Here is a 13,182-nt window from a genome sequence, read left to right as displayed (position 1 = left end):
GTAAGTTCGTAATCAAATATAGAAGTTCCACAAGTTATGTCTTTTTGGAAGTTTACGAGCTTCCAAGCATATTTTATAATTGTTAAGTTCTCATCGAGGCTCCTATAGTTTTGGGGCAGGCTCTTAAGTAACGAAATGACAATTAGATCTTGATTTGGGACAAGTTCTAAAAAATAAGAATCAATCAGAATTTGAATATTCGGAAAAGATTGTAAATGGAAGTAGATTGGAATCAAAAAGAACCTTGCTTAAAAAAGTGATAATTAGGCCGATTCCGAAATATAAACCCATAGGAATTGGGGCTTTACGCAAACTTTTTCCTCTTTCCCGAAGAACAATCGTGAACAAAACTGCCGGAATGTAAGAGGCGTTTAAAAAGAACATCCACCAAGGATGACCTGCGATCAACGCGTAAACGGGAGCAAACAAAACGTCTCCGAACCCGATTCCACCCGGAAATAAAAAAAACAGGATCAGAAACACGAGAAAAAAACTGCCCAAAACATAAAGTTCGTTTAAACCCGGCAATTTTCCGTTGAATAAAAAAACGGATGTGATTCCGAAAAATAAAATCCAAGGAAGGTTTTCGTAATCCAAGGAGAAGTGAAATGCGTCCGTAAGGCAGGAGATCAAAAGATGGCCGCAGAGAAACAGAAAGATAAGACTGAATGCAGGATTTTTGGTTAAGGAAAAGCAAAAAATAAAAATGCATACAAAGGAAAATTCTATCAAAGGAAAGAGGGGACGAATCCTACCGTTGCAAAATTGACATTTGCCTTTTGAGATGAAAAAACCAAAAATAGGCAACAATTTCGGATAACGTATCTCTGCTTTGCAGTGATCGCAGGAACTTGGATGGGTAAAAATCCGTTTCCATTTTTCGAAAAACGAAAACGATTTTCTGTTTTTACCGTAGTAGTATTCTAAAATTCGAAAACTTAGGGTGACGTAAAAACTTCCTAGAGAAGCCGCACCGAAGCTTCCGAAACTTAAGAACAGCCAAAAGCTCGGAGAATCAGGCAAGTTCGGCAAGTGCGGAGATTCCTCGTTTGAGATTTTCCCATTCGGAGGCGAAACTGATACGGATATAATTTTTGGACTCGGTAAAGATATAACCCGGAACCAGGATCAATTCTTTCTCTTTCACGGCTCTAACAATAAAGTCGTCGTCTTTTTCTTTGATCTTAACGAAAAAGTAAAATGCGCCTTCGCTTTTGTTAATTTCGTAGTGATTTTTTAAAGATTCAAATACAAAGTCTCTTTTTTCTTTGTAGTCCGCAATGTAAGAATTCATATCAGTCTTTAGGGCTTCAAGACCCATCCACTGGGTTACGGAAGGAGCGCAGACTAAAGTGTATTGCTGCAAAGTAGTTAATGCCTTTATAATGTGTTCTGGCGCAAGAATCGAAGACAATCGAAGACCTGTCATGCTGTAGGTTTTGGAAAAACCGGAAAGAGTGATTGCCTTATCGTAAAAAGAGCCGACGGAAATAAATTTTTTGTCGTAGTCGAAAAGTTCGTATATTTCGTCCGAGATTAGATAGGCCCCAGTTTTTTCTGCGAGATCGGCGAGAGCCTCCAGTTGTTTGCGCGAAAGAATTTTTCCCGTAGGATTGGACGGGGAAGAATATATGATGATTTTCAACTTCTTATTAGTAAATTCTTTCAGTGCCTCCGGTTCGAAGGATTCGTGGATCGAATTCATTTTTCCGCCGTAGATTTTGATATACGCCGGATACATCAAAAAGTGCGGAGTTACGACCAAACATTCGTCTCCTTCGTTCAACAACGCGTTGAATAAAAGCAGAAACGCGGAGCTGATTCCGGAAGTAACGAGGATTTTTTCGGGGGTTGCGTAGGAAATTCCGTTTCCATTTTTGTATTTTTCGGCGAGAGCGCTCCTGAGTTCTGGAATTCCTCCCGTAAGTGTATAAGCGGTTTTACCGTCTTTGAGAGCCTTACAACCGGCATCTATGATATTGGAAGGACAAGGGAAGTGAGGTTGACCGATGGAAAGATTGATTGGGTTTTTCAATGTACCTGCAAGCTCGAACGCTTTGCGGATGGCGGAAGTATCTAAACCTTGGATACGATTTGCTAAAACATATTCTAACGTACTCTGACTCATACTAAATCCTTATCACAATTTCTATCTAAGAGAACCACTGCAAAACTTCTTTTTAAAAAAGAATCTTCTCAAAAACTTGATTGGTTCGTCAAACCATTCAAGTTACAGTTTGCCACAAAGCTTGATTTTCTTTTTGAAAATGATAGAAAGAGAAAAGAAGGTTACGCACTTTCAATCGATGTTCTACTAAAATCGGGAATTGAGGTTGCCAGAGGATTCTAAAGGAGAAACTTTGAGTTATGGAAACTGTAAAAATCGCCGGCCTGAATGTTCCCGTTTCAAAATTCAATCCAGGAAGTTTGGGATCCGATCTTGTTGAGACGGATTCTACCGTTCGCAATCTATCCAATATTCTTTATCCTTTGCTTGAGGGAAAACCGGTGTTACTCGTCGGAGATGCCGGAGTTGGGAAAAATGCACTTATCTATTACATCAATTACAAAAGAAAACATCCCACCGCAAGATTCAGTTTTAACGAGGACACACTTCCTGAAGATCTAATCGGTTCGTATCGAATTCTGATGGACGGAAGAGGGTTTACTTGGTCGGACGGACCTTTGACTTCTGCGATTCGTTCGGGTCATAGTTTTGTCGCGGACGAGATGAATCTTTGTCCTCCTCATATCATCAAACGGTTCTCGACGGTGTACGAGTCCGCCTATTTGGAGTTAATCGAAGGGGATAGTTCCAGAATTTATTGTGGAGAAGGTTTTAATTTTATCGGAACGCAGAATCCTGCTGAAGGTTTTGAAGGACGGAAACCTCTGCCTTTCGACATCACCCGTTTTTTCTCCGTTGTCTTTATCGATCCTCATACTCCGGACGAGATTTTATATATCTTAAAAAAACTTTATCCCGCATTGAGCGAATCTTTGCTTCAATCCTGTATTCGAATTTCTCTCGAAACGGAAACCAGAGTCGTTACCGGAAAACTCGGAAAAGGAGATCTGGAAAAATACCACTTCAACATCCGAAACTTGAAAAAACTCTGCAATCGACTTTTGGGTTTAAAAGCAGATACGAGTGAACTTCAATTCCGGGAATTCTGGAATTTTTACGTCGAACCTTTCCGTAAGAAAGAAGACAGGGATTTTCAAATCGAATTGTTACTTGGCGAATCTGGTCTGAAGGTAGTGCCCGAACTTCCGGAGCCGAGCTTTCAGGTTCACAAAGGATTTTTATATTGCAATGATAAGGAAATTCCGATCCGAGACGAAAGCAAAGCCAAACGATTGTTAAGCGAAGTACCTTTGCCGCTCAAACTGAGAGAGTTCTCCGAGAAGATATTTACCGCGATTCAATTTCAGGAAAACGTTCTGATCGAATATTCGGAGGAACAGGATCCGCAGATTCTACTTCCCTTGTTCACCGAAATTTCGGGGCTTCCACTCGAAACGGTCAGTCTTTGTAAGGGAATTCATACTTCCGATATCATCGGAGCCTTAAAGCCGATCGACGGTTCCAAAGTGGATTGGGTGGACGGTCCCCTGACTCGAGGGATCCGAGAAGGTGGAAACATTCTCATTACGAACTTGGAAGCCGCAGGCGCGGAACTAGTAGAAAAATTGAATATGCTTACGGATGATGCAAGATCTTTGACTCTTCCTCCCGAGGCGGGAAGAAACGAGCCGATACAACTCACCGAAGGTTCCAGAATATTTGCACTTAAACTCTTTCGTAAATCCAAGTCTACAGCGACGATTTCCAGGGCGTTCCGAAATCGTTTTACGAGCGTGCTTTTTCCGGATCTTGAAGACGAATCCACGTTGACCGAAATTGTTTCCTTTTATCTTCCGGGCAACAGTCTGATCCTGAAGATGGTAAACTTTCACATGAAGATCCGCGATCTCGCAAAAAAGAGAACGATCGGTTCCGCCAATCTTGTACCGTATCTTTTCGGGCTTTCGAATCTTCTTTTTTGGAAGGATCATATTTTACGTTATGCGGAAGAGAAGAACGGGGAAACGGGTCTTAAAGAAACCGCGGTGCGAGGTGGTAAGATCGCATATACAAATCAGATAGCAGATCCGAAAGAAAGAATGGAACTCGAAAAAATTCTGGACTTTCAAATGTCTGGGATCGAAGTCGAATCGGATTTCTTCAAGGTTCTTGAGGATAAGAAAAAAAAAACTCTGACAACTGCCACCGACATTGAAAAAAAACGTTGGTGGAATCCCGAACTTCATAAAAGAGAAGCGTTAACTGGTAAGGCCAAACTGATCAATTCTGGCAATCCTCTCAAACGAGGAATCGAAATTAATACCCCGGAAACGGGAGGTCAGATGAAGGAAGGCGCGGACGCTTGGTACGGACAAGACACACGCGGTAACAAGGGTCAAGGCGAACCTGCGGGTGGAGGTGGGGCTTGGGGTTACCGCACCGAAGAACTGTATAAACAATTTCTTGCCAAGCGTAAGATTCTATGGGAATACACGATCCAGGTTTCTTTGAAGGAATTCAAAGAAGTGTTCGGCCAAAGTCTTGAAGAGATCGAACTCAATCTGGATCGTCTTTTCGATCCTGAAATTGACATTACTAGAATGTATCGAATGGAAGGAAATCGGATCGATGCTCGAAAATATATTTCCTTCTTATCCGGAAGAGGGGATTCCAAGGTATTTGATCGAACCATCATCGATAAGAACGAGGAAAAACTCAAAGGTGTGGAAGTCGCTTTTCTCGTTTCCAAATCCAGAAGGATCTTTAACTTTGAATACGCGGTCGCGGTGATTTCTGCGATGATTTCTTCGGCTTATATTTTAAGGGAACACGAGGTGGATTTTTCGATCCACGCGTATTCGGACCGAAATAATAGAAAAGATAGAATCGATCTAATTCCGATCAAACGTCTGGAAGAAGAATATGACGAGGCTAAAGAGGAGGAAATGTTCAATTATCTACGGACTGATTGGCAAGGCGATTCCGTGGAAGAATATCAGCTTCTTGAAAAAGTGGAATCGTATTTTTCACCCGAGGCACAAACGAAAATTGTGGTAATGATTTCCGATTTTCGCGGACAAAGAGGAAAGGCGGACGTTTCCGACGAGATCAATTCTCGGGACAACCGCAAACTACATGCAGAAATTTTAAAAAACCAAAATCGGAATTACGTCTTCTTAGGGGTCGGACTCGGAAGAAGATACATTGCGGAACATTTGTTTCAAGATTCCATTCAGATCACTTCGGACAATTTTTACAATATGCCGAATCTGATCGGAACGGAATTGGGCAGGCTGATTCTCACGAATCATAGTATGAGAAATTAATCGGAAGTCGAAAAGAGAAAATTCGAAAAACGCTTTTTGAGAGATTTCAGGCTATAGGAAACGAGATCCGTATTCTCGCTTTGCAATTTTGTAGTATTCCAAATCAGAAGCGTTGATTGAAAAATTTTAGATATGAAATTCAGATTATTTTTTTCATTCCTGTTCGTTCTCCTTTCAGCATTTAGGTTGAACGCTGAAGAATTGAAAATATTTGACTTCATGTCCTATCAAAGAAATAAAAACAAAAATATTGGCTTTGTTTCTCTTTCCGGTGCTCGCCCCCTCACGCCGATTGGTTTGTGATTTCTAATTTAACTAAAAAAGAAGAACGGAAAATTCAAAATTCTGGGTGTATTGAGTTGGGATTGAAATTTAGAAAGTATTTTCTTTCTAAAGAAAAAATTTCAGAAGCGGCGAATGTGTTTATCTACGACTACTCGAAAGACGTATTAAAAACATTTAAAATAAACGATTTGAATTTTATGGCCTGTCTTTCTATATACGAGAATAGCGAGCCGCCGCCATATGACAAAAGCGATTTTATGATTGGATTTGAGGTGGACGAACAGCTTTTATCCAGCTCCAGGTCCTTCGTATTTATCGGTAAAGAAAGTCTATTCGTTCAAGGACAACTGCAGCGTATTGTTTGGCAAAAAATCAAATCCAAATATTTCCCTTCCGGCATGGAAGGAAAATATTTTAAAGATAGTGAATATAGTAAAGGCGACTCTTATAAATATGAAACGGGCGACTTGCAGTATTTTGCGCAAGATTTAGTCAAGGATAATAGCGTTTTTGCCAGACGATTGTTAGTGATGGATCGCCGAACTAAAAGTAAAGTTTATGAAGCGGTTTATTCAGGGAGTCTTGCTCCTTTCGATCACCAATGGACAGGAAGATTATTCAAAAACAAGCCAAAAGTAATATTCGGCTTTGAATATATTTCTTTTGGATGTGATAGTATTACGTTTTTAGAATCATCCGAGGAGGCGATTCATATTGATTGCGACAACCGACATTGAAAGAAATCGGTACTGGTTCTCTTTTAAACTGTGTTCCAAAATCCAATTAATTGTATTTTATCGGAGAAATCAAACCGAGTGAACTTGAATATTCTGCCGACCGGTTCTGATAAAAGAAAAAGACATAGTATTGTCATCGATCAAAATGGATAAAAGATCGGCGTAGAGGACGAAAAGTATCTAGGTTTGCGAGCTGCGAATTGTTTTCTTTGCAATCGAACCTAAAAAATGTGACTTATTCCCTGTCCGGAATTCCGTCCATCGTTTCACATTAAAAACCAACACGCAACCTTTCGTCGTATTCCGTTCCAAAAGGCGGCGAAAAGCGTCGCTTCTTTCCTTCTAAGCAATTCTATCCTTTTTTCGTCTTCGTAAAACGAATCGTTTTTCACTTGGCCCTAGTCTTTTATTCGAAAAACTGGATTTACTTCGGATAAAATATCGTGGCAAATAAAAAAGAAGAATCTGGACATTCTCCCCTGGTCAATAAAAAGGCCAAGTTCAACTTCGAGTTAGTTTCTTACATCGAAGCGGGAATCGTTTTATCTGGATCTGAAGTTAAGAGCCTTCGGGAAAAGAAGGGGAATCTTACCGATGCATTTGCTAAGATCAAAAACGGGGAAGTGTTTTTGGAGAATTTTTCAATTACTCCGTATAAAAACGGAGGTTATGCCAATCATCCCGAAATTCGTCCGAGAAAACTTCTCCTTCATAAGAAGGAAATCGAAAAATTGGAACGTCAGGTAAAAGAAAAAGGTTTAGTTCTCGTTGCTACTAAGGTTTATTTTAAGAATAATCTTCGCGTGAAGGTGGAGATCGCCGTGGGCAAACCAAAAAAGATCCACGATAAACGGGACGACATGCAGAAAAAAGACGCGCAACAAGAAATCGCCCGCGCGTTAAAATCATCCAATCGCTACGAATGAGTCTCGACAAAGTTAGGATCACATGGCTAAAGCCGGAAAAAAACCAACCGCAGAATCGGAAGAAGTCGTTCCGGTAATAAAAGCTCCCCGCAAAGAACCCGGAGAAAGAATTCCTGTCGTATCCATCGTGGGCAGACAGAACGTAGGCAAGTCCACTCTGTTCAATTCTCTTTTGAAGAAAAAACTCGCCATCACGGAAGATTATCCCGGTGTGACGCGTGACGTTCTTTCGGCGAGGATTTATCAGGAAGAAAAAGATCTCGACTTTTATCTCTGCGATACTCCTGGGCTTGACATCGACAATCCAGATTCTCTTTCTCAATCCATATTAGAAGTCGCTTATAAACAATTGAATGAATCTGACGTAATCATCTTTTTGCTGGATAAGAATCTGATCACCGCCGCCGATCATACATTGCTCGATTATTTGAGAAAAGAATACGGACCCGCAGACAAACCGATCATCTATTGTGTCAACAAGGCGGACAAGGAGCTTGACGAATTCGATCTGGAGGAATTTTACAGAATGGGTCTTGCCGAAGTGCTGCCGATTTCGGCGATCGGAAGAAAAAATCTGGGTTTACTACTTGAGAAAATTAAATTTTTCTTAAGTAGTAAACCGGGTAAGGTCTGGATTGAAAAAATTTCCGCATCCAAAAAGAAAGACGCACAACCTCTGCCTCTAGCGGAAGAGGACTACGAATTCCGGCTTGCAATTGTAGGAAAACCGAATTCTGGAAAATCCAGCCTTTTGAATGCGATTTGCGGTTATGAAAGGGCGGTTGTGAGTGACGTAGCCGGAACGACCCGAGATTCCGTGGATACTTTATTGGAATTCGGAGATAGAAGACTTCTACTTACCGACACCGCCGGAATTCGTAGGCATAGCAGGACCGCTGAAGCATTGGAATATTATTCGTATCAAAGAACTCTAAAGGCGATTGAATCGAGCGATCTAGTCATCCATCTTTTGGACGCAAAAAAAGGATTCGGAGATTTCGATAAAAAAATCACGTCCCTTCTACAAGAAAAGGGAAAACCGTTTTTGATCGCGGTCAACAAATGGGATTCCATCGAGGATAAAACCGACAAAACTTTCCGGGAATACAAGGAAAAACTTTACAGTCGTTTCCCATTGTTAAACGAAGTGCCGATCATCACGATTAGCGCAACCGAAAGGTTGAGGGTCCAAAAACTCATCGATCTTTCCTTCGATCTCGCGTCCAGATCTCATAGAAAGGTCAGCACATCCGAGCTTAATAAAAATCTAAAGAACTGGATGAGCCAGGCGGGGAGATCCTTTTCGGCGCATCAACCTCCGAAGATGCTCTATTGCACACAGGTTTCCACTTCTCCCTTTCACCTGATCCTGTTCGTAAATCACGTGGAATACTTTAAATCGAACCTGGTTTCGTTTTTGAAAAAGAAACTTACGGAAGCTTATGACTTGCAGGGGATTCCGGTTCGATTGGAATTTCGATCGGATCGAAAATGAACTTCGCGATATTTGTATTCCTTAGTTTTGTCGCGGGTTCTATCCCTTTTGGATATTGGATTGCTCTTCGATTTGCGAAGATGGATATCCGTAAGTTCGGGAGCAAAAATATAGGAGCCACAAACGTGGGTCGCTCTATCGGTTGGAAGTTCGGCTTTCCGGTGTTGATCTTGGATGTGGCTAAGGGAATATTTCCGGTTTATCTTTCCGGAATTTATGTTCCGGAAGGAGGGGTTCTATTTCAATTGACCTGCGGAGTTCTCGCGGTTTTAGGACATATGTTCTCGCCTTTTTTAGGTTTCAAAGGAGGAAAGGGAGTCGCCACCACACTAGGCGTATTTTTGGTTTTGACTCCGATTGCCTGTCTTGGAGCGATCCTTGTTTTTTTAGTGACTATTAAATATTTTAAATTCGTATCTCTCGGATCAATTTTTGCTTCCCTTACTCTTCCGCTCGTTTATGCTTTTTCATCGGTTATACTTTTACACGAAGAGGTTTCATATTGGGTCTTGGGGACCATGGTGTTCATCTCCATCGGGATCGTACTTACCCATAGGGAAAATATTTTTCGGATCTTAAACCGATCCGAATTGTTCGCAGTCAAAAACGAAGACGAGGAACGAAACGGTGATTCAGAGAGAAATCGACGATAACAAAACCCGTGAAGAAAAGATAAAATTTTTAGAACAATACCTTCAATATCATCCCGTATTCGAAGTCGTCGATTTATACAAATGGCTCTATTATGGAGAATTCGGCGAGGTTGAAAAACAGGAATTCTATTCGGATCAGATCGAAGTCGTTCCCGAATTGCAGTCCATACTAGATGATCTGAAAGCGGAGGAAGGTAAGCCCTATTTTGAGAGGGTTTGGGAGCCGCTTGGGTTTTCTCAAAGATATCTTCTTATTTATCTTACTCCCTATGTAAAACGCGATTATCCTCTCAAACGATTGGTCAATCTGATGCAGAGGTCTTCCGCATTTCAGGGATATCGAATGAGATTCAAATTGGACTGGATCATTCTCAAGGATATCATCACGGAAAAAATGCCCGTGTTCACAAAACAGGAATTCAACGATTTTGAGGACCGGATCGGATTTCAACAATTGCCGGATGTGGAGCTTTCGAATACTTATAAAAGCACGTATCCTGCGAGCTTTCGAGTCGTGTCCGCAAAATTATTCTACGAATACTTTCCCGAGTTTGTGAAGGAGCCACAAGGATTTTCTCTCTTGATGGAAATGGGCGGAGAGCGAGAATCCGAATTGGAATTATCCGAACGAGTAGATTCGTTTGCATCTGAAACGGATCAGGTAGTGCAGAAAAAACATGCACGGGAAATAAAAAAGGGAACCGAGATTTCAACGGAAGATGAAGAATTGTACGAAGAAAATCTGGAAAATTTCAATTTTGACGGTTTGTAAACAACTTGAAAGTCAATGCTGATTGTTCCCACTGGTTTTTGCTTCAGATTCTGCTTTACAAGGTTCTAAATTTTATGTTAGGTTGAATAAAAAAGGAAGTTCGCAGTCATGCTCAAAGAAATTAATTTTGCAGTTCAAAGCTCTACGGGGGCTAGGCAATTTTCCAAATCCGAACTTACTCTTCGTAATATGCCTGATCGTCTTCACCCGCTTTCTGAATTAGAAAACGTACACTCGGGAGCGAGAAGCATAGCAAAGGTAGGGGTTAATACGGATGACCAAGCTATTCGTCGCGGTTATCTGATCGATTTGAATGCGTAGTTATTGAACTTAAGCTCGGATCATAAAAGAAATTTGCAGCCAAGTTTATAACAAAACGTAGCGCTTATGTTTACGGCGGGTTAGGTTCTAAAGACAATATAGATTTATTTCTAACCGCCATCAAATTTGTAAGTGATAATCTCTAAAAATAAATTGATAAATTCCGTAGATTTCCCTCATTCAATCGAATTATTGATAAACGCCTAATCAAACTTACAATTACCCACAATTAAGAATTTCTTGTACCAAATAAAGACCGAATCTAAAATGCCTTTTTATGATATAAGGAGTTTAGGACGGTGAGAAGCTCGACAAGTTTTCGTATCTCGCAGTGATGTCCGTACTTCCGGTAGCGATGCGATCAAATTTCCCGAAAATCTGTCGTTGCTTGACCGATCTTTATCGAAATCAAAAGAAGACCAGAAAACAATACTTGTAATAGATTTTCTGATGGAAACATGAAGAAAATAGCCTACATCAGAAAATTTTGGATGCGAACATGTGTCGCGGGCCAATTCCAGTTCTATAACTATTATAGAATATTCAAAAAATTGCAATCATGAACAAAATAAAAGACTCGCGAACTATATTACTAAAATTATAAAACTAACTGATGTTACATTGGTTTAGTTCTTGGGAAAGATGTTTGTGAATCATTATAAGGAGCTTATGTTTATTTTGAAAGGGAATAGCTTCGGAATCAAACGGCACAGAAGTGTAATTTTCGGTTATTGAATAAAAAGAACATTATTGAAAAGCAATAAATCCTTCAAAAAAACGGAATTTGCGGGGATTCTCCCTTGAGTTCTTAAAAACGATACTGAAAAAGCGTGAGAGCTACTATGAAACGGAGCCACCGGCTAAAAGTTTACGTTTGAGTCCCGTAAATTCTTTGAGGACGGCTCCCAAAAACAGGTTCTTTTTCCTGGTTTCGTCTAATGTATTTTTGTGGCGTAAAATATAAATTTCGGTTTTGCGAACTAAGTAGCCCAAGTCTTCCCATTCTACGATTCCTTTTTGAAAGTCGGAAAGAATGGACTCGTAGGATTCGTCTTGAATCGAAGGGGTAGAAAACTTTTCCAAGATGTTTTGGATTTTTTTCAAAAGGTTCGATCGGAATTCCTCGGCTGCTTTCTCGGAAATTTCGGGATGGTTTTCGGTGTTCCAGGGTAGAAACTCTTTCCAGAAAAAACCGTGAGAAGGGAAAGAGGAAAGAATCAAATCTGCTTGTTCCAAAGAAACATTCTCACAGTTTTCGATCCTTGCACCTCGGCTGTTAACGTTGTAGACCGGAAAGTCCAAGGTTTGAAACGATTCTTCGAACCAATGCCTGTAAAGATCCAAAACATAATCTGTGAGTACTTCTCCTCCGTTTGCTGACGGAACCAGGCGAGTATCTCTTTTACGGATGATCATCTCGTTGATTTTTTCAAGGCTTTGTGTTCTGCGGACAAGAGTGAGCCATTTCTCGTTATGATGTGTTCCCGTAGAATGAATTTCCCTGCCCGAATAAGCGAGATCTTGACCGACTAAAAAAATCGGCTTACAACCTAAGTTTCGAAGGAGATCAAAGGCGGTTGTTGCAACACTTCCTCCTGATTGGACGTCTCCGATCGGACCCAGAAGTTTTTCAGCGGTTTTGGAGCCGGCAGTTACTTCTCGTTTAAATTCTCCGCTTGCGTCTACAACGTACTTTGCAGTTAGGGAATGGACTATTTTTGTGAACTTTTGTGATCTTAAGATCGAAGGGGAACTTACCAAGTCTGCAAACAAAGGAACATTAGACGATTTTGCTCCCATAAAATGAAAGAAAGAATGAGTCTGCGCGTCGAGAGTAATGACTCCGTCGGGAACGATTCCGAATTTTAAAAGGGCTTTAAGAGAAGTATCGCAGGAAAATAAAAACACCTTGTCTCTGATTTTAGAGATCCATTCGCATTGACTTCTGAGGGACGGGCCCGCGGATACGAGCATCGCGGGAGTGTTCAAAAATTTTTCTTTTAGAAATTCAATTCTTGTTCTCTGGTTTTTGGAATTCGGAAAGTTTGCGGTGTTAACGAATGTGTTTCTAACCCAGATTCTTTCGAACTCGAACTTGGTCAAAAGGTCACTCATCTTAGAGGAAAGAATTTTACGGATCTTAATTTCCAATTCTCCGTAGTACACTTCGTTCAGAGACATACTTGCCGTGTTCCTGAAAATTCGGATTCCGGAAACTCGTTCCACGGGAAGGGATTCCAAATAGTTCCAAAGAAGACCCAGAGCAGAATGTCCTAGAAACAAATGTCTTCCCGGAACATCCATCACTGGCTCTAAAATTCCGTTCCAAAGAGGAAAAATGAGTTCTGGATTTTCATCTACGAGAAGAAGAATCTGACCGGGCTCTAAGTTTTTATGGACTTCAAAGATGAGATGCGGATTTCCAAGGCCGATCACCGCTACCAGATCCGTCTGAGAAATTTTTTGAGCCTGAAGAATTCTTTGTGCTTGTGTGAGAGGTGCTACAGTGCTTGAGAGAGCACGGCCATTGAGTTCTAAAAACCATTCTTCCGGATTTTTTGCCGGTTTGAGAGTAAAGATCAGGTCCGGATTTCCGGGC

Annotated in this window: 9 protein-coding genes and 2 pseudogenes (1 of these 11 running past the window's edge); 8 read left to right on the top strand and 3 right to left on the bottom strand. The window is 40.9% G+C overall.

Features of this window, described 5'->3' with window-relative positions; translation table 11 throughout:
- Window positions 1-180 precede the first annotated feature (180 nt).
- The gene (locus LEP1GSC190_RS11475; protein WP_002764376.1) at window positions 181-1,032 is read right to left on the bottom strand and encodes a prepilin peptidase; all 852 of its coding nucleotides are present in this window, start codon (window positions 1,030-1,032) and stop codon (window positions 181-183) included.
- Window positions 1,016-2,128, bottom strand: coding sequence for a pyridoxal phosphate-dependent aminotransferase (locus tag LEP1GSC190_RS11470; protein WP_002764389.1), 1,113 nt, complete (start codon window positions 2,126-2,128; stop codon window positions 1,016-1,018). The genes LEP1GSC190_RS11475 and LEP1GSC190_RS11470 overlap by 17 nt, the downstream gene beginning before the upstream one ends.
- On the opposite strand from LEP1GSC190_RS11470, the pseudogene LEP1GSC190_RS20280 reads away from it, so the two are divergent.
- The 8 genes and pseudogenes from LEP1GSC190_RS20280 (at window position 2,120) to LEP1GSC190_RS11430 (ending at window position 10,583) form a co-directional block, all read left to right on the top strand.
- Window positions 2,120-2,350 (top strand): annotated as a pseudogene (locus LEP1GSC190_RS20280) (hypothetical protein). The gene LEP1GSC190_RS11470 and the pseudogene LEP1GSC190_RS20280 sit on opposite strands and share 9 nt — an antisense overlap.
- Before the next feature lie 17 nt (window positions 2,351-2,367).
- Window positions 2,368-5,394 carry an AAA family ATPase gene (locus LEP1GSC190_RS11460; protein ID WP_002764375.1) on the top strand — a complete coding sequence of 1,009 codons (3,027 nt, stop codon included), beginning with the start codon at window positions 2,368-2,370 and terminating at the stop codon, window positions 5,392-5,394.
- Between the two features lie 132 nt (window positions 5,395-5,526).
- Window positions 5,527-6,416 (top strand): annotated as a pseudogene (locus tag LEP1GSC190_RS11455) (hypothetical protein).
- Between the two features lie 443 nt (window positions 6,417-6,859).
- Complete coding sequence (gene smpB, locus LEP1GSC190_RS11450; RefSeq protein ID WP_002764372.1) at window positions 6,860-7,342, top strand: SsrA-binding protein; 483 nt, start codon at window positions 6,860-6,862, stop codon at window positions 7,340-7,342.
- Window positions 7,343-7,364: 22 nt separating this feature from the next.
- Complete coding sequence (der, locus tag LEP1GSC190_RS11445; RefSeq protein WP_004280236.1) at window positions 7,365-8,837, top strand: ribosome biogenesis GTPase Der; 1,473 nt, start codon at window positions 7,365-7,367, stop codon at window positions 8,835-8,837.
- On the top strand, window positions 8,834-9,490 hold the full coding sequence (gene plsY / locus LEP1GSC190_RS11440; protein WP_002764384.1) for a glycerol-3-phosphate 1-O-acyltransferase PlsY: 657 nt from the start codon (window positions 8,834-8,836) through the stop codon (window positions 9,488-9,490). Before der ends, plsY begins: the two co-directional genes overlap by 4 nt.
- Complete coding sequence (locus tag LEP1GSC190_RS11435; RefSeq protein ID WP_002764394.1) at window positions 9,465-10,262, top strand: hypothetical protein; 798 nt, start codon at window positions 9,465-9,467, stop codon at window positions 10,260-10,262. Before plsY ends, LEP1GSC190_RS11435 begins: the two co-directional genes overlap by 26 nt.
- A gap of 108 nt (window positions 10,263-10,370) precedes the next feature.
- Window positions 10,371-10,583 carry a hypothetical protein gene (locus LEP1GSC190_RS11430; RefSeq protein WP_002764388.1) on the top strand — a complete coding sequence of 71 codons (213 nt, stop codon included), beginning with the start codon at window positions 10,371-10,373 and terminating at the stop codon, window positions 10,581-10,583.
- A gap of 840 nt (window positions 10,584-11,423) precedes the next feature.
- On the opposite strand, the gene LEP1GSC190_RS11425 is transcribed toward LEP1GSC190_RS11430, so the two are convergent.
- Window positions 11,424-13,182, bottom strand: the 3' portion of a protein-coding gene (locus LEP1GSC190_RS11425) for a motility associated factor glycosyltransferase family protein (protein WP_002764386.1). The gene runs 74 nt beyond the window's last position; the window shows 1,759 of its 1,833 coding nt (coding positions 75-1,833); its start codon lies beyond the right edge, outside the window; it ends in the stop codon at window positions 11,424-11,426.

The sequence above is a fragment of the Leptospira mayottensis 200901116 genome, from assembly GCF_000306675.2.
GTDB classification, from domain to species: domain Bacteria; phylum Spirochaetota; class Leptospiria; order Leptospirales; family Leptospiraceae; genus Leptospira; species Leptospira mayottensis.
The sequence above is the reverse complement of the archived record's forward strand: the minus strand, read 5'-3'. Positions and strand labels throughout refer to the sequence as shown.

Coding starts and splice junctions, on each gene's coding strand:
- LEP1GSC190_RS11470 (WP_002764389.1), bottom strand. CDS start 2,128: ATGAGTCAGAGTACGTTAGAATATGTTTTAGCAAATCGTATCCAAGGT.
- LEP1GSC190_RS11460 (WP_002764375.1), top strand. CDS start 2,368: ATGGAAACTGTAAAAATCGCCGGCCTGAATGTTCCCGTTTCAAAATTC.
- der (WP_004280236.1), top strand. CDS start 7,365: ATGGCTAAAGCCGGAAAAAAACCAACCGCAGAATCGGAAGAAGTCGTT.
- plsY (WP_002764384.1), top strand. CDS start 8,834: ATGAACTTCGCGATATTTGTATTCCTTAGTTTTGTCGCGGGTTCTATC.
- LEP1GSC190_RS11430 (WP_002764388.1), top strand. CDS start 10,371: ATGCTCAAAGAAATTAATTTTGCAGTTCAAAGCTCTACGGGGGCTAGG.